The organism is Roseibacillus persicicus (assembly GCF_014651675.1).
In the GTDB taxonomy this organism is placed as follows: domain Bacteria; phylum Verrucomicrobiota; class Verrucomicrobiia; order Verrucomicrobiales; family Akkermansiaceae; genus Roseibacillus; species Roseibacillus persicicus.
The window spans coordinates 272,823-296,572 of the sequence record NZ_BMXI01000005.1 but is presented as its reverse complement, the minus strand read 5'-3'; the positions used below and the strand labels follow the sequence as shown (position 1 = coordinate 296,572).

The 23,750-nt window shown below is 55.1% G+C and carries 10 protein-coding genes and 1 tRNA gene; 8 read left to right on the top strand and 3 right to left on the bottom strand.

Going from position 1 to position 23,750, the window contains the following annotated elements; genetic code table 11:
* Nucleotides 1-103: 103 nt before the first annotated feature.
* A complete protein-coding gene (locus IE099_RS07980) occupies nt 104-1,096 on the bottom strand; it encodes a hypothetical protein (RefSeq protein ID WP_189569363.1) in 993 nt (330 codons plus the stop codon).
* Between the two features lie 640 nt (nt 1,097-1,736).
* On the opposite strand from IE099_RS07980, the gene IE099_RS07975 reads away from it, so the two are divergent.
* On the top strand, nt 1,737-2,621 hold the full coding sequence (locus IE099_RS07975) for a class I SAM-dependent methyltransferase (RefSeq protein WP_189569361.1): 885 nt from the start codon (nt 1,737-1,739) through the stop codon (nt 2,619-2,621).
* A complete protein-coding gene (locus IE099_RS07970) occupies nt 2,618-4,030 on the top strand; it encodes an FAD-binding oxidoreductase (RefSeq protein WP_189569359.1) in 1,413 nt (470 codons plus the stop codon). The genes IE099_RS07975 and IE099_RS07970 overlap by 4 nt, the downstream gene beginning before the upstream one ends.
* 158 nt (nt 4,031-4,188) lie before the next feature.
* Here the strand turns inward: IE099_RS07970 and IE099_RS07965 are convergent, their stop codons facing one another.
* Nucleotides 4,189-5,100, bottom strand: coding sequence for a PLP-dependent cysteine synthase family protein (locus IE099_RS07965; RefSeq protein ID WP_189569357.1), 912 nt, complete (start codon nt 5,098-5,100; stop codon nt 4,189-4,191).
* 236 nt (nt 5,101-5,336) lie between these two features.
* Nucleotides 5,337-5,978 carry a hypothetical protein gene (locus IE099_RS07960; protein WP_189569354.1) on the bottom strand — a complete coding sequence of 214 codons (642 nt, stop codon included), beginning with the start codon at nt 5,976-5,978 and terminating at the stop codon, nt 5,337-5,339.
* A gap of 48 nt (nt 5,979-6,026) precedes the next feature.
* On the opposite strand from IE099_RS07960, the gene IE099_RS07955 reads away from it, so the two are divergent.
* The 6 genes from IE099_RS07955 (at nt 6,027) to IE099_RS07930 (ending at nt 23,747) form a co-directional block, all read left to right on the top strand.
* Nucleotides 6,027-8,300 (top strand): hypothetical protein, encoded by a 2,274-nt coding sequence (locus IE099_RS07955; RefSeq protein ID WP_189569351.1) that lies wholly within the window; start codon nt 6,027-6,029, stop codon nt 8,298-8,300.
* A gap of 52 nt (nt 8,301-8,352) precedes the next feature.
* Entirely contained in the window at nt 8,353-8,925 is a 573-nt protein-coding gene (locus tag IE099_RS07950; protein ID WP_189569348.1) for an Hcp family type VI secretion system effector, read from the top strand.
* Nucleotides 8,926-8,964: 39 nt separating this feature from the next.
* Nucleotides 8,965-11,334, top strand: coding sequence for a type VI secretion system tube protein Hcp (locus IE099_RS07945; RefSeq protein ID WP_189569345.1), 2,370 nt, complete (start codon nt 8,965-8,967; stop codon nt 11,332-11,334).
* A 62-nt stretch (nt 11,335-11,396) separates the two neighbouring features.
* Nucleotides 11,397-11,471 (top strand) — tRNA-Thr (locus IE099_RS07940).
* Between the two features lie 114 nt (nt 11,472-11,585).
* On the top strand, nt 11,586-12,293 hold the full coding sequence (locus IE099_RS07935; protein WP_229809441.1) for a hypothetical protein: 708 nt from the start codon (nt 11,586-11,588) through the stop codon (nt 12,291-12,293).
* A gap of 597 nt (nt 12,294-12,890) precedes the next feature.
* A complete protein-coding gene (locus tag IE099_RS07930) occupies nt 12,891-23,747 on the top strand; it encodes an outer membrane protein assembly factor BamB family protein (RefSeq protein WP_189569342.1) in 10,857 nt (3,618 codons plus the stop codon).
* Nucleotides 23,748-23,750 lie beyond the last annotated feature (3 nt).

The window sequence follows — 23,750 nt, the reverse complement described above, 5'->3', positions numbered from 1 at the left end:
TCCAAATTCCCATCGATGGGCGAGGATTCATTTCTTGGCTTCCAACCAAGAGAATAACCCAACACAACAGCGATAAGCACACCCCCAATGTGATTTTTGAGCTTCATCGATTCTGAATTTGCAATTGAGCATCCTCCACTAATTCCGGATACCGTTCTTGACCCATCTCAACCACCGCTTCCAACGCCAGCCACTTTTGTGGTTCTTCAGGCAAGCTCCTCAACCAACTCAAGTAGTCCTCCCCATATCGCTCGAGATTCGACTCAGTCTTTCCTTTCCACACCTCAAGCATCTCCTCGTTGCCTGGCCCGACACTCTGCATTAGTTGCAGAAATTTCTCTGGATTCACCCCGTGAAAAGCCTCTCTCGCGGCACGAAGTTTTTGGTCATCGACCGTCTCCAAACTATCATTCTCATAGAGTTCAAGTGCGAGATGCAAATTGGTTTCCGCCAGATGAGCAAAGACCTTACTCCGAACCTCGTCCTCGTGCCCCTCTAGGCTTGAACGATGTTTCAAGAGTTCATCCAACAGCGCTGATGCACCGACGTTGCCGGTATGAAATTGGTAAAAACGATCTTCTTCTCCTCGAAGAAAACGAGACACATCTCCCGCTACAATCTTCCCCATCGAACTCGAACTCTCGCCCTCGAATTCAGCACGAAGAGCCGCTCGTTCCTCAGGTGAGCGATTACTGTTTTGAATCATCTCTCCAACCCAATCCATTCGTGCCACCAAATTTCCACGCACCATTTGAGGCGTTGTCTGAGCCCGAAAAACAGAAAGCAGCCAGTCGAGTCCCACTTCCGGATCAGTGTTTGAAACCAATGGTAAAATGACTGCATGCCAATGCTCAGGGGGCAACGCTGCCAGTAGTTCCTCTCGCCGTTCGAAGGGCCAAGTTTGTCCAAGAGAAAATCCATAACTATCGTTTTCAAACCAATCAGGAAGCTCACTTAGCGCTGTCTGCAAAAGAGAGAGGTCGCCCAACTTGCCAATCTTGTCCACAAGCACATTAACGGAACTTTCGGGGTCAATGGAGTGGATCGCTCTCCACGCATCTAAATCCCCGATAAAATCGAACTCACTCTCCTCCAATGGCTTGAAGAGATACTTATAGCGTAGAGAATTCCGAAGACCGTCTTTTGGGAGCTCGGAAAAAGCTGCGCAGGCTGCGAGAGGATCTTGTTCGAACCACTGAGTGAAGCGTATTCCAAGCCGATTGAAATCCGCGTTCTTTGCCAAACCAGACATTCCCTCCTTTTTTAAGACATCGAGAAGGTAATCGTGATTTCTCTTGAAAAGGTTTTCGAAAGCCGCTCGGCAATCACTTGCAGGCTCGAAGGCTGCGACAGTCTTCTTCCCCTTCGATGCATTCTCTTTCAACTCATCTTCAACACGAGGCCGACTTGATACTTTTGTTGAGTCAACAGACTGGTTCTGAGTTCTGGACTCTACGCCATCATCGTTCGGAGATAGGCCTTTTCCCAATCCCCACCCCAACAAAAGCGCCAGAAGATAGACTGCGGGCAGACTCCATTTCATGACCTCTACAAACTGAACTAACAGTCACAGACAGTCAAGATCCCCGACTGAAACCACTCACTCTTAGGATGTTTACCCATTCAACATTTACTCAAAGAGTCCTCACCTTGGGAAGATTGACACGACCTACAGTGATGATAGGAGTCGTAAGAGTGATCCAAGCTCGTTAGACTCTGTCTCTCGCTAATTCCCGATGAAAGACGACAATGCCAGCAACACCGCGCGACTCATTGCCCGGACGATTTTACTGGCCTCGCAAGACTCTGAGCTACGGAGGCTAGTGGCACCCCAAAAGGCTGAAATCAGCGAAGCCATTCTGGAACAAACCAAAGGCCACAAAACCTTCCGCCTCGCACTGGGTCCGATTCCCCGACGACTCCTCCTGACTCTCGAAAAGACTCTTCTGCCCGGAATCGTGGCTCACTATCTGGTGCGAAAGCGAAAGATCGAACTCTCGGTCCGCGAGGCTCTTCAAAAAGGGAACAAAGCCCTCATCGTCATCGCGGCCGGTTACGATACCCTTTGCCTGCGCCTCCGTGATGAATTTCCGCAAAGCCACTTTGTCGAAATTGATCACCCGGCCACCCAAGCGGGGAAGCAAAGCACTTTCCCCGATGGAGGAAACTTCCACCTCATGCCGGCCGATCTCACTCAGTCTTCACTTTCCGACATTTTGGAGACTTCGACTTGTTTGGATAAAGAAAGCTCTGCAGTTTTTGTTTTAGAAGGGCTCACCATGTATTTGACCGAAGAGACCGTTCAAAACCTCTTTCGTGAAATCGCGCCCTACTGCGGCAAGCTGATTTTCACCTTTATGGAAAAAGATGAAGAAGGAGAAATCGGCTTTCGCGGACAGAGCCCGTTGATCGCAGCTTGGCTCAAGGCTCGCCAGGAACCTTTTCTCTGGGGCACTACTCGAGCGGACTTGCCCCGATTTCTCGCCCAAGCTGGCTTCGACCTGTCAGAGGTAATCGACGACCACGACCTTCGAGCTGAGATCCTCTCCCCCCTCGGACTCGATCATCTGGCTCTGGCCAAGGGAGAATGTCTCTGTATTGCCGTCCCTTCCTCGCCATGAATCCCTCCCTGCGTTGCAACGACATTCACTCCAAGCTGAACCCCACCCGGGTTGCGGAGGTGCTTTTTCCGCAAGATGAGGACGACGTGATTCGTGCCGTCGTCGAGGCCAAAAATCAGAGGAGAGCGATCTCGATCTGCGGCGGACGGCACGCCATGGGTGGACAGCAGTTTGGCGAAGACACTCTCCTGTTAGACATGACAGGTCTAGATTTTGTGAAACCCGTGGACCGCGTCCACGGGACGGTCGAAGTCGGCTGCGGGATACAATGGCCGGCATTGCTGGCGGCGCTTCATGCTCAGCAAGAGGGCGAGGAAACGGTGTGGACCATTCGGCAGAAACAGACGGGTGCCGACAACCTCACCATCGGCGGCGCACTGGCAGCAAATATTCATGGCCGCGGCCTCCGCATGAAACCCTTTGTCGACGACATCGAGTGCTTTCGAATCGTCGATGCGGAAGGCGTGCCCCATCATTGCTCTCGCACTGAAAACGAAAAGCTCTTTGCCCTCGCGATTGGAGGCTACGGCTGCTTCGGCATCGTCACGGCCATCACGCTGAGACTCTCACCGCGAATCAAGCTCCAGCGAATCGTCGAAGTCACCACCCTCGACCTCCTCCCCGACACCATTCGCGAGCGCATCGGCAGGGGGTGTCTCTACGGCGACTTCCAGTTCTCCATCGACGAACAATCAGACGACTTTTTGTGGAAAGGAGTTCTCTCCAGCTATCGACCGGTCTCAGGCGACCCGGTCATTCCGACCTCGCAAACCGTTCTCAATGCGACCAAATGGCAGGAGCTGGTTACCCTTGCCCACCACGACCGGAAGAAGGCCTTTCAAACATACGCCGACTACTACCTTTCGACCCACGGACAGCTCTACTACTCCGACATCCACCAGCTGAGCATGTATGTGAATGATTATCACGAGCAGCTCAATCGCGACGCCCGCCCTGCCTGTCAGGCCAGCGAGATGATTACCGAGCTCTATGTGCCCCACGACCACCTCATCTCCTTCATGAAGGAAGCGGCCACTCTTCTCCGAAGCCGAGGTGTGGCGGTGATTTACGGCACCATGAGGCTCATCAGGAAAGACTCCGTTAGCTTTCTCTCATGGGCCCAGAGCGACTTCGCTTGCGTGATCTTCAATCTTCATACCGAGCATTCTGAGGAGGGCATCGCCCAAGCAGCGCAAGTCTTCCAATCCCTCATCGACCTCGCGATTTCTTTCCAAGGATCCTACTTTCTAACCTATCACCGCTGGGCGAGACGGGACCAGATCGAGGCCGCCCACCCCAACTTCGCCGCCTTTCTATCCGAAAAACTTCGGCTCGATCCTCAGGAGAGATTTCAAAGCAACTGGTGGCGACACCATCGCGATCTTTTCTCGCTTTTCTCTAACAGGTAAAGTTGCAAATCTCGAACACGAGCAACTTTCGAAAATCGAGATCGCCTCATTCGAGTAGCATGCTTTGAAAAATTGAATATTCGCGCCCGACCTTCTCCTGCCCAAATGGACGACCCAATGAGAATCTTCCTCGGCCAAGCGGCGGCCCCAAAGTGAACTCAATCAAACAAACCCTCGACGGTGAGGTAGCGCTCTCCGGTGTCGCAGAAGATGCAGACAATGGTCTTTCCTTCGTTCTCCGGTCGTTGCGCCACCCGGCGGGCTACCGCGGCATTGGCTCCGGAAGTGATGCCCACCAGCACTCCTTCGCTGGCCGCAACTTCGCGACAAGTCGCGAAGGCTTCTTCCTCGGAGATGAGCTCGAAGGAATCGATCACGCTCTGGTCCATGGCTTCCGGCACAAAGCCTGGCGCCGTGCCCATGATGCGATGGGGAGAAAAGATTCCCTGCGAAATATAGGGAGCCACCTCCGGCTCAATCGCAATGCACTGGACCGCAGGGTTCTGTTCCTTGAGATAGCGCCCGGCCCCCGAAATCGTTCCACCCGTGCCTAGTGCCGCAATGAGGATATCCACCTTCCCCGCCGTGTCCTCCCAGATCTCCGGTCCAGTGGTCCGGTAGTGAGCCTTGGGATTGTCGGCGCTGATGTGCTGCCCGAGATAGAAGTAGTCCGGATTCTCGGCGCACAACTCGTCCAAACGAGCCTTTGCCCCCTTGGTGCCCAAAGCCGCCGGAGTGAGCACCACCTCAGCCCCCAGAGCCTTCATCACCATCCGCCGCTCAACACTTTGAATCTCGGACATTACGATGATCACCCGATAGCCCAGACGGTTGCCGAGGGACGCCAGCGCCATCCCAGTGTTCCCCGAAGTAGCCTCGATAATGGTTCCCCCTTTCTTCAAATCCCCGCGGGCCTCCCCCTGCAAAAGAATCTCCCGCACCGGCCGGTCCTTGATGCTGACCGGGTTCATGAACTCGCACTTGGCGAGAATCTGATGGTCGGGCGCAAAGGCATTGAGGCGGAGCAAAGGGGTCTTCCCTATCAAGTCAGTGAGGCTTTGGTGAATCATCGCGTTCTTTCTCAGTTCTACTTCTTGTATCGCCCCGAGTCATTACTAATTCCCCCCTCTCCCAGCATTACAGTCGCCCTACACTGGGTAAAGCAGCCGACCTGACTCCCGATGGCTACCCCGTTTTGCAAATCAGCAGAATAAACCTCGGAGTGATGACCGATTGAACCCTTCCAAGAGCTGACATCCTAACACGTCAGAGCACTTAAAAAAACAACCCTAATTCGAAAACTTCTTCAGTGAGGACTGTTCCCCCACGAGCTACTTGCCCGGGCCTTGCGGGCCCAGTGAACCGCGCCGGATTCGTCAATGAGAGCTACGGCATCGACTTGATTCCAGCCCTCGACTCGGGTCGTGTCCAAATTGAACCGCACGCGAACGAGTGGGATTGGAGACTTCAAGGAGATTAGGGGCTCCGGCTCCGTGCCAAAGTCGCCAAGCCAGAGTTCAGACAATTCACCTTCCTCCGAGCCGCCGAGAATTTGCCTCACCGCTCCGGGATTGAGGTTGAGGTGGAGACGAATCTCTTTAGCGAGGACAGGTTCGCCAAAGTGAAGCTCCAGCCATTCCTCGCCTCCATCTTGAGTAGCAGGGCACCAGGCAAGGGGGTGGTCTTGCCCGAATTCGGGAACATTAGCCGGGCCCGTGGCTTGTTGGGGCAAATAATCGTTGGAGCTGGCTGACGAGTCGGGACGATAGCCACGCATCACGTTGGAGAGCGGAGCCAGCACCTTTACCTCCTCCCTCAGTCCGGCAATCTCCTCCTCCAGGCGAACAACTCTCTGGTCGAAATAAAACCAACAGAGATAGAGCCCTCCAGCAACAGCGAGCCCCTTCCAGACTTTAGCGCTTGTCGCATGAGGTGAGCTTTCAGACATTGGCCGAACAAACTCACGCAGTGCATTCGGTGGGTCAAGCTTTCATCAATGCTCCCGACCCTCGTTATCTTCCTTTCGGCCTTCTTACTCTTCATGGTTCAGCTCCTGATGGGCAAGCTGTTGCTCCCTTGGTTCGGAGGCTCTCCAGCGGTGTGGACCACTTGCATGCTGTTCTTCCAAGTACTCCTTCTGGGAGGCTACAGCTACGCCCACGGTCTCTCCAAACTGTCCGGAAAGTCGCAGGGCCGGATCCACGGAAGTCTACTCGCCCTTGCGGTGCTTCTACTAGGGATGGCTTGGTCGCGCTGGGGTTCGCCCTTGATTCCCGACGACAGCTGGCTGCCGGAAAACTCGCAAGCGCCCCAGAAACAGATCCTTTTGCTCCTGCTCGTCTCCATTGGGCTTCCCTTCTTTCTACTCTCCTCCACCAGCCCCCTCATCCAGTATTGGCAAGGGCAAGAGATGGAAGAAAGTAAGACCTGGCGGCTCTACGCGATTTCTAACATCGGCTCTCTCTTGGGGCTGCTGAGCTACCCCTTCCTGGTCGAACGCTTTCTCTCCGTGCAAACGCAAGCCATCGCATGGGCCATCGCCTTCACCTTCTTTGCGCTCGGTGTCATCGCGCTTGCTCGCAAGCCGCGAGCCGCCCCTCAGCCTGCTCTAACAGCGATCGAGACTCCAGACAGTCCGCCCACAGTCTTGACGCTGGCCTCGTGGCTCCTGCTCCCCATGACGACCTCGGCGATGCTGCTGGCAGTGACCAACGAGCTTTGTCAGGAAGTCGCAGCGGTGCCGTTTCTCTGGATGCTGCCGCTCACGCTCTACCTCCTTTCCTTCATCATCTGCTTCGACCGCCCAGCCTGGTATCATCGTCGGTTCTTCCTCTTTGCGGGAGCAATCGCGACCGTGGCAGTGCTGATTACCGCGTCGCTAGGGATTCGAATTAAGATTCCCATCCATGCCGCTTCCTTTGGGCTCTTTCTCTTTCTCTTCTGCATGATTGGTCATGGTGAGCTGGTGCGGCTGCGACCGGCGACTTCGCGGCTGACACTTTTCTACCTCATGGTCTCTCTCGGGGGCGCTTTGGGAGGCCTCTTCATCAGCCTTCTTGCTCCCCTCCTCTTCAATAATTTTTGGGAGTTCAACATCATCGCCACTATCGCTTGGGCGCTGTTAGGGATTCTCCTGCTTCGGGAAAAAGACTCGCTCTTTCATCGCGGAGACTGGTGGCAGCTGGTCTTTCTCCTCGCCTTCATCTTCTACTTCGTCATCCGCCTCGGCAGCGAGCTCTACAGGAATGGGGACCATGGCTTTCCGCGCAATCCCCTCCTCCATGCAGTGCTCGCGCTCTTATTCGCTTGGGCGATCGGCTTCGCCCTCAGGCAGACCCGTTTTGCTCAATCGAAGTATTGGCCACGCCTATCGGTGGTGCTCGTCATCTTTGTGGCCGAATGCTTTCTGATGTGGCGAGTGCGGGACGACCAGAAAGGAACTCTGGTAGCGGAGCGCAACTTCTACGGCGCGCTCAAGGTTTCCATCGAGCCCGCAATCTCCAACGCGTTGCCTGCTCGGGTTCAGCTGACCCATGGTAATATCAATCATGGCTTTCAATACCTCGACCAGGAACTCGCGCAGCTCCCCGTCAGCTACTACGGGGAGGATAGCGGAGTGGAACTCGCCATTCAACGTCACCCCAGACGTCTCAGCCACCCCCCACGCCCGCTGCGCATCGGAGTGCTCGGACTAGGCGCAGGAACGGTAGCCGCCTACGGCGAAAAGGGCGATCTTGTGCGCTTCTACGAAATCAACCCTGCAGTTGTGAACTACTCATTGGGAGAAGAGCCCTACTTCAGCTATCTCGCCAATAGTCCCGCAACCACCGAGATCCAAGAAGGCGACGCCCGCCTCACTCTCGCGCGGGAACTCGCGGCCGGAGAGCCTGGTCGCTTCGACGTGCTGGTGTTGGATGCCTTCTCCAGCGATTCTGTCCCAGCCCACCTTCTCACTCGCGAAGCCTTTGAACTTTATCAGAATTGTCTTCGGGACGAGGAGTCCGTGATTGCCATCAATATCTCGAACCGCTTTCTCGACTTTCGCGACCTCATCGGCAGTCAAAGTGAATTGTTAGGATACTTTCCTCTGATCGTTCAGGTCAGGGAGTTATCGATTACCAAGACTCCCTCTTCTTGGATCATCCTCAGCAAGCATTACCCTTTCCTGCAGGATGAAGTAGTCATAGAAAGAGCCTTTCCCAATATCCCCCAGCACGAAGTCATCTGGACCGATAACTTCAGCAACCTCTTCCAAATCTTGCGGTGGTAGAATTTGCTATTCTCTTGCTAATAAAAAAAAGCATGCCTACCCCTCATAGCGGATGAATAAGGAAAATAAGACAATTTGGTCGGCACTCGGGTGGCTTGCAGTTGTAGCTGCTCTTTTGCTACCTCTTGTCACCGTCTCGGGAGCGGTGGATATCTTCCTAAGAGTCAACGGTATTGACGGAGAGTCAGATGACAAATCTCACAAAGATGAAATCGATGTTCTCGCCTGGAGTTGGGGGATGTCAAACTCAGGAACGACGCACACAAACGAACCCAGCGCAGGGAAGGCAACCTTCAAAGATCTCACCGTTACCAAGTATGTTGATAAGTCGTCCCCCCCTCTCATGCTAAAAGCAATCAAGAGTGAACGCATCGATAACGCTACCTTGGTCGTTCGCAAGGCCGGCGAAAATCCCTTGGAGTATATTACACTCGACCTGAAGGACATCATCGTCAGCAGCATCACCACAGGCGGTTCCGGTGGCGAAGACAGACTAACGGAAAACGTCACCTTTAATTTCTCAAAGTTCAAGCTCACCTACCAGGAGCAGCCTTCGGACGGCTCCCCAGGAGATACCGAAGAAATCGACTGGGACATCGTAGCGAACAAAGAAGGCAACTTTTAATTCGTCCACATCACAGCTTCTGCCAAAAGAACGAATACTTTGAGGAACTCAGCAATCGAAAGCCCAAGACAGGCGCAAGCCCGCGGAATCATCGGCTGGAGCTTGCTGAGCCTGCTACTCGCCACCCCTTGGCTCTTCATCAAGAGCGATGCGGCAGTTGAGATGTTCCTCAAGCTCGACGAAGGCCGCATCAAAGGAGAATCCCAGAGTAAAGATCACCAGGACGAGATCGACATCCTGGCGGGCAACTGGGGTCTCGCTCAATCCGGAACAACGCACTTCGGGAACAATTCGAGTTACGGAGAGCCTTCCTTCCAAGATCTGACTCTCGTTAAATACACCGACCTTGCCACACCCGAGCTCATTCGCACAGCGATCACGGGGGAGCACATGAGTGATGCGCGTCTCATCTTCGTTACCTCCGGCCTCAAGCAGGACCTGCCTATCCTCAGCATGTATATGCAGGACGTCATCGTCACCAAGCACGAGATGGGTCTGTCTGGCGGCGAAGATAAACCCACTGAGAAGGTCTCCCTGAACTTCGCGGAGTTCACCTTCAAGACTTTCAGCTATGAAGAAGGTTCGCCAACCGACGAGCCATTCGCGAGTTGGAATATTCCGCAGAACACGGAAGGATCTGGCGAAACCGGTAGCAACGCAATACCGACCATCTCTTTCATCAGCAATTATTCCATCGTAGAAGATAGTTCACGCACAATCAGCTTTACGGTCTCCGACAACGAGACCCCCAACGGCTCACTCGCCCTTTTGCGGAGCACCAGCAACCCCTTTGTGGTCCCCCTCAGCGGAATCAGCTTTGGAGGTTCTGGCGGCAACCGAACGGTCATCATCACCCCCGCACCCAATGCCTCTGGCAGCGCCTCCATCGCAATCACTGTACGCGATTCTGAGGGAGCTACCAGCTCCCGAACATTTACGGTCTCGGTCTCAGCGACCAATGACGCACCCTCCATTGCTACTCTTGCCGATCAGGTGATGAATCAAGATGAGGTCCTTGAGCTTCCCATCGCGATCGCAGACATCGACACCGCTATAGAAAGCGTCACCCTCACAGCCACTTCATCTAACACCTCCCTGATCACCAACGCGGGCATCACTATTAGCGGGACTGGTGCGACCCGTCAAATGAGCCTCGCTCCCCTCGCCGACGCCTCGGGCTCCTCGATCATCTCCCTCACCGCTAACGATGGCAGTGCCGACTCCACCCCAGTCACCTTCAACCTCACCGTCAATGCCATAACCAATACGGGGCCCAGCGACATCCAACTGACCGGTCCCGGCGGAATCCCTCTTCAGGTTGATGAAAATAGTGCCACTCACATCCTAGTCGGAAGCCTCAGCGTCACCGACCCAGACGACGACAACAACGCCACCTACACTCTGGTGGACTCCGCGGGCGGCCGCTTTCAAATCGGTGGAACCAATCAAAGCCAGCTCCTCGTCGGCGAGGGCACTCTCCTTGATTATGAAACTGACAGCTCACACAGCATTACTGTTCAAGCCACCGATTCCGCAGAGAACTCTTTCCAAAAAGTCTTCTCCATCGTCGTCAACAACGTCAACGAAGCCCCCGTCATCACGACTACAGAAGAAGCCTCCTTCACCTTTGCTCCTGAAGTCTCCACTCCGCTTTTCGGCCTCGTGGTGAACGACCCCGATCTCCCCGCCGCCGCCATCAGCGTGACCTTCACTGTCGCCGAGGGTAGCCTCTCCATCGACGAGACCGGTCCACTCTCGGGCAGCGTGACCCATAACAATTCCTCGGCAGTCAGCGTGACAGCCATCCCCTCCACCATCAATGCGGTCGTGGACGGTGGAGGCCTTCTCTACTCCACCGTAGGCACCCCATTGGGCACCCACCAGCTCACCATCCTCGCTAACGACCTCGGCAATACGGGCCCCGGCGGAGAACTAACCGACACCATCAACCTGAATTTGGAAGTCCAAGGCACCCCCTTCCAGCAATGGCAGCAAGACTGGTTTCCCGAGGAACTCGACGATGAGAATGTCATCGGTCCTCTCGCCGACCCGGATGGAGACACCGTGCCAAACCTCATCGAGTATGCGGTTGGCACCAGCCCCACCGACGCAACAAGTGGCCTCGGCTTCGCGCAATACGTCGAATACGACCTGGAAGGAACCCTTTACCCAGCAGTAAAGTTCCAACGCATCAGCCCCTCACGCGACCCCCTTCTCTCCATCACAGGTGAGCTCGCCACCGACAACCTCAACTGGGGAACGAACCCGGAAGACACCCTCATCGCCGACGACTACCCAATCGGGGAAGACGGGTCCCGACGCGAAGTCATCATCCGATCCTCTCTCCCTATCTCAGCAACGGACCGTCAGATGCTACGTCTCCGCTTCAGCTTCCTGGTGCCGCAATAGTGCGCTTGGCAAAAAATTCCTCTTTCCTCCCGCAGCCACTCTTCGTAGTTTCTCGGGAAGTCGCCGCTGTAGCTCAGGGGTAGAGCAATTCACTCGTAATGAATAGGTCGTCGGTTCAATTCCGACCAGCGGCTCCATCCCTGGTTAGCGCTGCTGGGCAATACGTTCTCACGGTTGGAGGTGAAAATCTCGCACAACACGAGAGAGGGCGGACATTTCCCCTGAAGTCTTGGACTGCATCCAACTTCACCATGAGAAATTTTGCCATCACGCTCCTTCTTCTAACAAGTCTTTCCCCTCACTTGCCAGCCGAGCGTGAACTCATCTTTTCCGACGATTTTGAACGCAATGAGTCGCAGGAAGAAAAGGAAGAAATCGGCAGAGGATGGACCACCGCAAGCGAAACCCGCGCGCAAGGAAACAAGCAAGTCGATCTGAAAGATGGCACGATGCGCATCTTCCTCCATCCAGTCGCGGACCATGCCGTCTCAGTCCGTCGGGCAATGAACCTACGCGATGGTGCCGTGGGAATGAAGTTCAAGCTGGAAAATCCAAAGGACGAACTCGGCATCAACTTTGCCGACCTGAAGGAAAAGAGCGTCTGGGCCGGCCATCTTTTCAAAGTCGTCATCAACCAAAAATCCGTCAGCGTCACGGATCTCAAGACAGGAGTGATGAACCTCACCATTCGGGATGCGCGCAGGGCGGACAAACTGTCACCCGAACAAGAAGAAGTATTAAAAAAAGCTTCGCAGCGCTTCACGCATCGCAGCGAAACGAACGAGTGGCATGACTTGCTCATCGAAATCAAGGGCGAAGCAATCACGGTTACAATAGACGGACAGGAAGTTGCGACCTTCTCTTCCGCCGGAATCGCTCATCCCACAAAGACTCTCCTCCGGCTCTCTGTCCCACATCAGGCGGTGGTGGACGAAGTGAAAATCTGGCGTGATCTGTAGTCAGCCCGAGACTACCCGCAAGAGCAACTACCTTTTCGGAGGAGTCTATCTCTTCAGCCCATTCTTGTGGTTACTCCCCCCGCTGCTTTGGGAATTTGCCACTGTCCCAACACCTCAACCGCATCGAGATCAGAATTTGCGCTCTCGTTGGATTTCGCTCCACAGAGTAACTCTCTTCGTCAGGGAGACAATTCGGCGGTCAACTCAATCCTGTCGCTTCGAGCTCGAACAGCCGAATCCCAGAATTCAAAAAGAACGAAAACAACAATCGTTAACTTATGTGAACTATAAGAAAAAGAAGAATATTTTCCGAATTCAACACTTCGATTTGGGGACCTCCTTCCATTCCAATCAGACTATACTTTCTATCGTAAATCCAACACGCTCAGGAATATCGAATTCGTGAGACCCACCTTGGGAACGAGTTAGGAGCATCGCGGTTTCAGCTCATTTAGAGAACCGAAAACAGTTCCGTCAACAAACATTTGACCCCCGCGCGGTGATAGTGATTTGCAGGAATCCACACTGCCACAATTCTCTTTCCATCATTGAGATGTTAGACAACTCTCAACCAAGTTCTCATCACATATCATTAACATGCGATTCGTTTCCTTCCTTTCCATTCTTTTACTTGTAACGTCTCGCATCCACGGAGCGCCGAGCCTTGAGGAAATCTCCATCCAGCCAGAAGGCCCCCTTTCCATCACCGTCGGCTACGGCCACGACACGACCTTCGACTTGGATGTTAGCAACGAAAACCCAAGCGCAAGCGCGAATCTGGAAGCCTTCTTTCAGGATTCCATCGGACGGGATCTCGAGGGTGTATTGCAAGGCCTCAACGACTCGGCGGAAGAGATCCTCAGCCATTTGCCAGGCCGCTACTTTTTCTCCGATGGGGACACCGGCAACAGCATCTCAGACGGTGGAGGCGACATGTATGACAGCGGGAACTTTCTCAGCTTCAACTCTTCGCTGAGTCTCTTCTATTCTAACAACCACATTGCCGAGACCAACGGAGCGAGATACTTCACGCTGAAGTTGGATGGACTCTTTGTCTTGGTGGCCGACTACGGGAACTCGTCCAGCTTCAATATCAACGGCAACCTAGGAGCAGATGGAAATGGCTCAGTCACCCTGCAAGAATTCGATCCTGGCTATGGTTATCAGGCTTTTCAAAAATCGGTAGGAGGAGCTTCTGACTCGTCGGTCAACCATCTCATTATGGTCCCTGCCGGAAGCAACGTCGTACGCTCTGCACCCACGACCACTACCAATGACACTCACTCCGTCTCGAATCTGCCTCCAAACGGACGCCTCTACTTCGCCCTGTTTTCCAAGGCGGGGGGCGAATTGTTTTCTCCCTCGCTCGTCGATCAGTTCGCCAGCTCCTTGCTTGAGCACACTCGCTCGGCCCCGAGCTGGTTCAGTATGGAGCCGTTCACACTGGCAGCCAATTCCACTACCACGGTCTCGCCTGTGATCCGTTCCAAGGGGATTGCCCCTGGAACTTACGAAGACTTTTTCACTATCGCTCCAGCGGATACCGAGCTGGAAGACATCCCTGCTTCTGCCTACCAGTCCATCAGCCTCACGGTCAATCCCCCAGCCTTTCGCATTGACGAGGATCTCGTTCGCGCAAGCACTCTGGCCGGCACCAATGCCGAGACCACTCGACTCACAATCAGCCCGACCGAGACCGGCACCAGTTTGGATAGCCTGGGCTTTGAAAGTTCGGCCAGCTGGCTAAGCGGAGAGTGGCTCACCGCAGAGAATGCCTTTGCCCTCTCTTTCGACACCGATGGTCTGGCTGTGGGTGAATACAGCGCCGAGGTCAGCATCTCCGGTCTCGACACTCTTCAGAAAGTCACTGTGATGGTCACGGTGGAAGAGCTGAACATCGTTAGGCTTCTTCCCGATCCCAGTCGCCCCCGGCTCTACGCAATCAACTCGACAGGAAAAGCCAGAGGGTCGCTGCTGGTCTTTGACATCCTCAGTCAAGAGCTGATCAAACAGCTTCCGCTCGAGGAAGAACCTACGGATATGGACCTCACCGAAGGTGCTGCGGAGCTTCTCGTCATGAACACTTCCGCGCCGTCCATCCAGCGGATCGATTTGGACAGCCTGACTGTTACCGAGACCTACGAGTTGACCGAGTTCTCGAACCGCAACGATGACTTTGGCGGTCACGTCGCGGATGGGCCGGGGGACATCATTTACTACGTGGATGAACAATGGGGACCCCGCCTGCGCACCTACGACACCTCCGCGCGCTCTGTTCTTCAGACCTTTGGCTCGCAGTCTGAGATCACCCCCAATACAGGAAACGACCACGGCTATGGTGATATCGTGGTTTCTCCTGATCGCTCCCTCCTCTTTGGCTGGAGACAATATGGTGACGGTGCCGGATCCTCAGGAACCCACATCGTGCGCTTCGACATCGCGGCCACAGGAGAACTCCAATCGTTTACTATGGGCTCTTCGTCATCTGCTCCCAATTTTGATCGCGATCCCTTCGACACTCCGGCTCTCATCTCCTCCGATGGCGAGACTCTGGTTGTGAAAAACCGAAAAATCAATCAGGGGAACATCAATACCGTTGAAGCGGTCTATCCTGATGAAATCCTCTCGATCTCTCCTCTCGCCGAGATTCTTGTAGGAGCAGACGCCATCTATCCGACGCTGGGGCGAGAGATTCTACACGAGTTTCCGAAGCCCTATCGAGTGCAGACCGTTCTTCCCGACTACTCCTACTTCGTGGCATTCGACACCTCTGAGAAGGAACTTGTTTGGCTGAACTTGCTCGACACCCTGGGAGCTGACGAACTGGGATTGGAAATCTTTCCGGAGAACAATAGCATCGTCGTTACCCCTTCCGAGCTGCGCTGGCTTCCCGTGTCAGGAATCACCTCCTACGAAATCTATCTCGGCACCAGCGAATCCGCCGTGCGCAATGCCACTCCCTCTTCGGCCGAGTTTATTGGCACTTCTTCTACCCAGACCTTCACCCTCCCCGATGCACTGGATGACGACACGACCTACTACTGGCGAGCGGTCCCAGCCGGACGGACAGGCGGCGAGGTCTTTAGCTTTCAAGTCTCCGCCTTGCTGCTCTCCCAATCTCAAATCGACTTTCGCGGGCCGGCCGGCGTTCTGAACATTTCCGACACGGTGGAGATCAATGCCTCCACCGCCACCGACTGGACAGTCTCTACTGATGCCGACTGGCTGACCATCTCCGCCAACTCCGGCACCACCCCTTCCACCATCACTCTCAGCGCGAATACCACCGGACTAGCGAGTGGTTTCTTCGAGACGACTCTTCAATTCACAGTGGGAACTTCTCAGTTCGAGATGCCGGTTACCCTGCTCGTCGACGACCTGAACTTCAGTCTAGTGGAGGCCGATCCCGTCACCCCCTTCATCTACCTCATTAGCCAAGAGTCCATCAATAGCTTGGAGTCCTCCTACCTCATCAAGTTCGACCCCGTCTCCCGCGAGATGGTCCAGGCAGTAGAATGCGGTCGCTCGGTGACTGATCTCGCTATCCACAATAAGGAAAACCGCATCTATCTGACCAACCACGAGACCGGGATTTTGCGCGCCTTTGATCTCGATAGTCTGGAACAAGAGCAAAGCTATCAATTCACTCCCCGGGCCGAAGCTTCCTCCGGTGGCGACGCCTACCGTGTTTTTGCAGGACGACAAGGTCGAATCATCGTCAGCGAATACAACCAGTGGATCGAGTTCTGGCTAGTCAACACTGAAACCGGAGAAAGGATTGCGAGCGGCTCGGGGCGGGCCGGGCAGGGCGTCTTCGATCCCAGCGGGCGCTACTACTACCACCTCAATCTGAGCAATAGCGTCGCCCGCTACGACACCATCAATGACACCTTGGACGACTATCTATCAGTCACCGCGGGCACCGGCTCCACGATACTGACCGCGGGTGATGGCAGTCGTCTCGTCAAAGGACAAAGCATCCTGGCTCCGGACCTGGAAGAAATCGGCACTGTCCCGGGAATCAACTCTAGCTATCCCGACTATGAGTCGGCCCGGGCTCTCACGCGAGGAGGGGAATTTGTCTTCACCGACAACCGGGTGTTCAACACATCCAGCGGGCTCGTGGTTGCCACTCTGCCGTTGAAGAGTTCTCTCATCGCCATCACGGCTGACCAGTCGACAGCTTTCCAGTTCGCGCTAAATTCTACCACCTTCAGCGCCTTCGACCTTTCCACCCTCGGCGAAATCGCAACTGGCATCGAACCCCACATTGCCGACTCCGGGGTGGTAAACGACACGAACCAAAGACTCTCTTGGTCAATGGAGGCCTCTGCCCTCAGCTACGATGTCTACTTCGGCACCTCGCAGGCTGCAGTCGATGCAGCCACTTTGGAGAGCTCCGAATTCCTTGGGAATACAGCCTCTAACGACTGGGCCACGGAGCTGGCAGGTCTATCGCTCGACACCACCTATTATTGGCGTGTGGACTTCCACAACATCTCCACGGTAGTCAAAGGCGATGTCTGGTCCTTTCACGTGGCCCCCATTGTGGCCGGTCCCCGGGCAGTCCAGCTTGATGTGCTAGCCAACGCCCCGGTTCGTCCTCAGGCATTGACGACTGAAGGGCCCGCGGGTTTGAGCTGGAGCGCCTCGACGAGCACGCCATGGCTTGAAATCACAACAGCCACCGGTCAGGCAGGAGAAGAGGTGAACTTCGCCATTATACCAGCTTCTCTCCCCTCCCCCACGGGCACGACTTCGATCAAAGCCTCAGGTGCCATCGACCTCTCTTCGGGCGGTTCGTCCTTTCAGGTTCCCATCAACCTCGAGATTGACCCCTTGTCCTACACCTTGCTCGAGGCCGACGTGGAGCGCCCCTTCATCTACCTCATTAGCGAGATCAGCCAGACTGACGAACGCCCCGGATACTTGGTGCGTTTCAATACCAATAGCGAAACCATTACCGACGCCATCCCGGTGGGCAATGCGGTGACGAGCTTCGACATCCATTATCGCGAGAATCGCATCTACCTGCCGAACCACGTCACGGGCCTCCTCCGGGCCTTCGACCGAGAAACCCTGAACCAAGTGCAGAGCTACCAGCTGGGAACCCGAACTTCCGGAGATGATGTCTACCGCGTCTACGCCGGACGGGAGGGGCGCCTTCTCTACACCGGTTACAACCAGTGGATCACAATGCATCTCATGGATACAGCCGACGGCACGAGCTTGGCCGAGTCTTCTCACGGAACCTATCAGGGACCGGGGGTCATAAGTCCCGATGGCACGACCTACTACCATGCCGAACAATTGTCCTCGGATCAGCTCAAGAGCTTTGATCTGTCTGAAGACCAGATCACCAGTTCGGATATCGCTGACTTCGACAACCACTTTGCTCCGGTCTCGTCAGGAGACGGGTCCCTGTTGGCGCAAAGAATTGTCCTCTTCTCCCCTTCCCTCGAGGAGGTCCGCACCTTCGACTCATTCGATACCAGCTACCCTCACTACGAGTCCATCAAGGCGCTCTCCTATCGCGGGAATCTAACCGCCTCTAACAAGACCATTTACAATTCCACCAACGGCGAAGAGCTCGCTGATCTCCCCGTCATCACCGACCTCATCGCGTTCTCGTCCGATCAGGAAAAACTCTTCCTGTTCGAGAGTGACGAATACACGCCGACAGCAGTCGACCTCACCGAAATCATCGAGCTGCCACCAGCCGGAATTGTTCCAGGAATCGCAGACAACTCGATGATCATCGGAAGCTCTCAGGAGCTGGACTGGACCCTGATTTCCTCAGCCCTTTCCTACGATGTCTACCTGGGTAGCGACGAAACCGCAGTGCTCAATGCCCAACCAAATAGCGAGCTGCATCTCGGCAACACGACCACCAATTCGTGGAGCGAGCTGATTGAAGACCTCGAACTGGGGGCGACCTACTTCTGGAGAGTCGACATCAATGGTCTCAATGGAACCCGTCGAGGAGAGGCCTGGTCATTCACCGTCGCCCCCATTGAAACGACCCCCCGGATCTTCCATTTGGATGGACCGAAAGGCATGCCTTCGGTGACTCACTCGGCCCTCATGTCAGGCCCATCCAACTCCAATTGGCAGGCCTCCACAACGACACCCTGGCTCTCTGTCGAGACCACAGCTGGCACTGTCGGGGGCAACCTGACGTTTGCGGTCGAAGCGACTCATCTTGCTCCGGGAGAATACGAAGGAAGCATTCGAGTAACGACCGACGGAACCAGCTTCCAGCTTCCCGTCAACCTGACCATTCATAATCTGAACATTTCCCGTTTCGAGACTGTTCCGGACTCGGAGAAAGTCCTCGCGCTCAGTATGACTCCCGCCGTTGACGGTCCATCCTTCTTGCTGGAAATCGATGGCTCCGACGCCACCATTTCGCGCTTCGCCGCCGTAGGCCGGGAAGCACTCGATTTCTCTTTTCTCGAAAGCGAAGAAGAAGTCTTCATCCTCACCCAGTCAGGTGAAGAGGTCATTTCCTTCGACCGTTCGTCTTGGTCTGCGAGTCATACCATCGAGTTGGAATACGCCCACGAAACGATCTTGGCAACGCCCTCCAACACCCTCCTCCTGACCCGCGGATACTACCTCTATCCTATCGATGCTGATACTGGAGCGTCAGTCGGAACCAATCAGAACTCACGCAACTCCCGAATTTCGCGCGGAACTCTCGCCGACGATGGAGTGACGATTTATCGCAGAACCTCGAATGCCGTTCAAATCACCTATCAGACCTTGGAGGAAGAGGGGCTGAGTCCCGTGGGGCCAATTGCAACGATTAATAGCGGAGACTTCCCAATCTTGGTGACTGATGGAGCTCGGCGCGTTTTCGCAGGTCAGAAGGTCTTTGATGCAGAGCTTAATTTCGTGACTGACTTCGACGAAACGATTCGAGCAACCGATCGAAACGGATTGGTTGCGATTGGTGAGAGCAGTGTCTTCTGGGGTGAGTCGGGTCAACTTGTTCAGGTCTTGGGGGAATCCGCTTCGACCGCAGCGATCACGAGTGATGACCAGTATATCCTCCGCTTCGTTGATGAAGAGCAGATTCTGGAGTCCATACGACTCGACAACTATATCCAGTTACCAGGCGTCTCTCCTCAACCCTATCAGATCTCATCCAACCCTCCCGCCACTTTCTCGATTCCGGCCATCGGCGAGGCAGAGGCCTACCTCTTCTATCTTGGAACGAGCAGGGACAGCATGGAGCTGGTCGCCCAAGGGTCGGAGCCTACCTTTGACGCGCCGCAACTATCTGACTTCGAGCATTACTTCTGGCGGATTGATCGTCGCATCTCCCGCCAGATTCTAACAGGCGAGGTCTATCAGTTCTCGCTCATCCCTTCCGCCATTGTTCCCGAGGGTCTCGTTAATGGGACCTCGGTCACCTTCCTGGACCGAGAACTCGTTACCAGCTCGAGCAGATACCCATACTTCGACATTTCTACTCATCAATTCGATTTTGAAACCGGGGAAATCGGAACCCCTCGTAGCTTTGATCGTGAAGAAACCACCACCTCGAGCATCTATGGGGAACAAGTCGTCAAAGCCGGGGATTCCTACTTCACCTTGGAATCGAACGGTATTGCCCGCATCACCGTCGACCCTCTTGGGTTCACGTTGTTGGACGAGACAGTCCCTCTCCCCGGCTCCGCCGTTCCCGACTCGATTGCAGCCTCGGGCGATCTGCTCTTCATCTCCACCCAGGCGGACAGCACCGGAAACTCCCTGCTTCATGTCTACCGCACCTTTCCAGAACTCGTATTGGAACAAACGATTTCAACTCCCACCGGAATCACCCTACGAAACTTTGCCGCAAGCTTTGCGGCCGCAGATTCGCACTTGGCATTGCGCGGCACCATGACCTTGGGTAACGCAACAACCGAAAGCATCTTCATCTATCGAAGGTCTCACCAGACTTCCCGATGGAATCTCCAGCAAATCTTCAATACCGAGCACGACATCATCTCGAGCTCGTACAGCTCGGGTCGCTTCTCCATTGCTACGGACAAGCAGCGCATCATCGTCGCATCAACGAACAGTTCCGGAATTCCCGAGATCACAATTCTGTTTTCTAACAACGGAGGGCGCTTCAACGTAGAGTCATACTTTGCGACCTCGGATTTTGCAGCCCTCACTTCCCTCAGTTCCAGAAATACAGTGAGAACCGCGATCGATCGAGATATCGCCGCCGTATCGGTTCCCGGGGCAAAAGGCGACCGGGGTTCCGGGGTCCTCCTGGTCTTTCAAAACGAGAACAATAACTGGAAGGCCAAACCTGCTATCGCCCTCGATAATAAAATCATCCTCGAGGAAATTTCTCTGGCCAATGGCTGGCTCGTCAACAAAGAGAACGCGCAAGTTCTCTTGTTCCGAGTGGCAGACCAGTCCCCCAACCCGGTAATCACCTCCCCCCGCCCCTTCCAACTGGTTGCCAATCGACCCTTCAGCTTCCCTCTTTCGACCGATGGCTTGTCGGAGGCCAGCACTTTCAGTCTTCAGCCGCAGCTATCATGGGCTCAAATTGGAGGGACCCCATCCGCGCCGACCTTGAACGGAAATACCCCGTCAGGCCTCTCGAGCCAGACCATCCGCCTGACGGCTTCAACCGCTGATGGAGGGTCCTATACCCAGACCTTCGATGTTGCTCTTCTCTCTGAAAATGACATTCCCGTGATCGAATCGATTTCCGAATCGTTCGCCGCCGGGGAGGGTCAAAATCATACCCTGCGGATGACTGTCTCGGGAACCGGCCCCTTCAGCTATCAATGGTTCAAAGACGGAGAGGCCCTTTCGGGAGAAACCCGCAATCGCTTGAGCTTGCGTAGTCTCACCTTTGAGGACACGGGGTCCTATACGGTGACCATTACCAACGCGGTGGAGACAACCACCAGTGAGCCTATCTCCGTCACGGTCACACCCGCCAATCGCAATGGCGGCGATTGGACGACCTTTGGCAATGATCCCGCTCACCTCGGTCATCACCCGGCCTCGCTCGGCACCCACACTTTCCTTCCTGCCTGGGACGCGATGGTTCGGGGAGAGCACGACATCAACCGCGCAGCCATTGCGGATGGAAAAGTCTTTACCACTCCCCTCGTCTACTTCGGGGGCCCCGTGAACGCCCGAGCATTCGATCTCGATACCGGAGAGGAAATCTGGGCCCACGAGTTCGAAGAAGCTCGCTCCCTCAATCCCCCTTCTTATTTCAACGGACGCATCTACCTCCAACGGGGAAATCATAGTGGCGATACCCAGCTATGGGCCCTGGATGCCGAAACGGGAGAGAGTATCTGGTCCGCCGCCCACACTGCCCAATGGGAAATCTACGAGGCTCCGGCAGTGAACGACGACGGAATCTATATCAATGGCGGCTCCTACGGTGGTCTCTATGGATTCGACCACGACGGCAATCAGCTCTTCTTCGAAGACAAAGCCCAATACGACGAATGGACCCCGACCCTCATTGACGGAAAGCTCTACAGCTGGGTGGCCGGCAACTTTACCGAACACAACCCCTACTCGGGAGATCCCATCTGGAACTTCTCGACTTCTTGGGATTGGCACGGCTGGAGCATGAAAACAGTCTCTGCGGTCACAACCAGTGAGGCGCTGTTGATTAGCACCACCCACCTGAACTGTCTGGACCTGGAATCGCGTGAAATCCGATGGCAAGTTGAAAGCGGCTTTTCAGGGAGCCCGGCCGTTTTCGGAAACGAGGTCTTTGCCCTCAAGAGCTACACTCTCCCAAGCTACGACCTCGCGACCGGCTCCTTGCAAACCACCTATCGCAATCCGTCCCTTGAAACTTTCATCTCCGGACAACCTCTTTTGCTCAATGATTACCTCATCGCAGCCACCGAGGAAAACACCTACATCTACCGCTACGGGGTAGAGGACCCAGTGCAAACGATTCCAGTCGGAGGGCGACTGAGCTACTCGAACGGCTACCTCATCATCGCAAGAAACGACGGCCAAATCTCGGCCTTCTACGCCAACGACGTGCCCGATCTTCCCGAGCAGGAAATTCCCGAAGTGGTGGAGGACATCCCCTTCTCCCATCAACTCATGGCTCTACATGATGATGAGGACGAATCCCTCAACTTCTCCCTTCTCGATGGACCGGAGTGGATCTCGCTCAGCTCGAGCGGAGAACTCAGTGGGACTCTTCTCCACAACCAAGGAGGCCTCCAAACCATTGAAGTGGAAGTATCCGACGGAGTGACCGATCCTGTTCGCAGGTCTTTCACCTTTGCCGGCTTCGAGGTCAATGACACTCCGACAGCCAGCCCCTTGGCGCTGACCGTTGACGAGGACAGCGCACCCCTGACCTCCTCGTTCTGGGATCGTTTCGATGATGAGGAGAGCGCCGACAGTGCTTTGGTCTATCGCATTGTTTCCAATTCAAATCCCTCGCTTTTGCTGACTGGGTCCCCCGTCCCGGAAAGTTTCACCATGACTCCTCTTCAGGACCAATACGGAGAAGCGATCTTGCGACTGGAAGCCACGGACGAAGGCGGATTGATGGTGGAGACCACTGCGACAATTACGGTGCTGCCCGTCAACGATGTCCCGGCCTTTACCAGCGACCTCCCTGATTTCACGGCGAACCCCGCCGCGGATCCCATCACCGCAGACCTCGCGGGCTACACCTTTGACGCCGACCCCGAGGATCAAATGCGCTATGCGGTGGTCGAGAACACCAATGAGACCATTTTTTCCTCAGTCACCCTCGGGGCGACCAACGGTGAACTCTCCCTCGTTTTTGCGCCCTATGTGTCTGGCTCCGCGACCCTCACCATTCGCATCACCGACTTGGAAGGGACCTTTTCCGAAGCCACCATGGAAGTCACCCTCCCGGACATTCCGCCACCGACCATTTCGGCAGGGGCTATTAGCTTGAATCGTCAAACGGGACTCTTCGAACAAAGGGTGACCGTCACCAACGGGGCAGCCCGTGCCATTGGCGGTTTCCAGCTCCATATCGACGACTTGGCCAATGGCTATCAGCTCTGGGGTCATTCCAGTAACACCATCACCCACCAACAGCCCTTGGCGGCGGGAAGCTCTTTGCAATTGATGCTGGAATACTACTCTGCCAGCTCAGGACTAACACCGTCACCAAGCCATCGCAGCGAGACCGCACTCCCCGCGACCACTCCCGCTCCGGAAATCCTCGGAGTCGCGGTGGACCGAATCCTCTGCATGGAAGATCACTCCGTCCTGCTTGAGTTCAACTCCGAACCGGGCAGCCGATACGCGATTCAATATAGCTACGACATGGAGGTTTGGTATCAATCCCCCGTGGTCATCGAAGCCGGAACGAACCGGACCCAATGGCTGGACCAAGGCATGCCCCGAACCGACCAGCATCCCGCCGATTGCGACAGCCGCATGTATCGCGTCCTGCAACTTCCCAACTAACGA

Bases quoted from the DNA above. Each gene is read 5' to 3' on its own strand.
- IE099_RS07955 (WP_189569351.1), top strand. From the start codon at position 6,027: ATGCTCCCGACCCTCGTTATCTTCCTTTCGGCCTTCTTACTCTTCATG.
- IE099_RS07965 (WP_189569357.1), bottom strand. From the start codon at position 5,100: ATGATTCACCAAAGCCTCACTGACTTGATAGGGAAGACCCCTTTGCTC.
- IE099_RS07930 (WP_189569342.1), top strand. From the start codon at position 12,891: ATGCGATTCGTTTCCTTCCTTTCCATTCTTTTACTTGTAACGTCTCGC.
- IE099_RS07935 (WP_229809441.1), top strand. From the start codon at position 11,586: ATGAGAAATTTTGCCATCACGCTCCTTCTTCTAACAAGTCTTTCCCCT.
- IE099_RS07960 (WP_189569354.1), bottom strand. From the start codon at position 5,978: ATGTCTGAAAGCTCACCTCATGCGACAAGCGCTAAAGTCTGGAAGGGG.
- IE099_RS07975 (WP_189569361.1), top strand. From the start codon at position 1,737: ATGAAAGACGACAATGCCAGCAACACCGCGCGACTCATTGCCCGGACG.
- IE099_RS07970 (WP_189569359.1), top strand. From the start codon at position 2,618: ATGAATCCCTCCCTGCGTTGCAACGACATTCACTCCAAGCTGAACCCC.
- IE099_RS07950 (WP_189569348.1), top strand. From the start codon at position 8,353: ATGAATAAGGAAAATAAGACAATTTGGTCGGCACTCGGGTGGCTTGCA.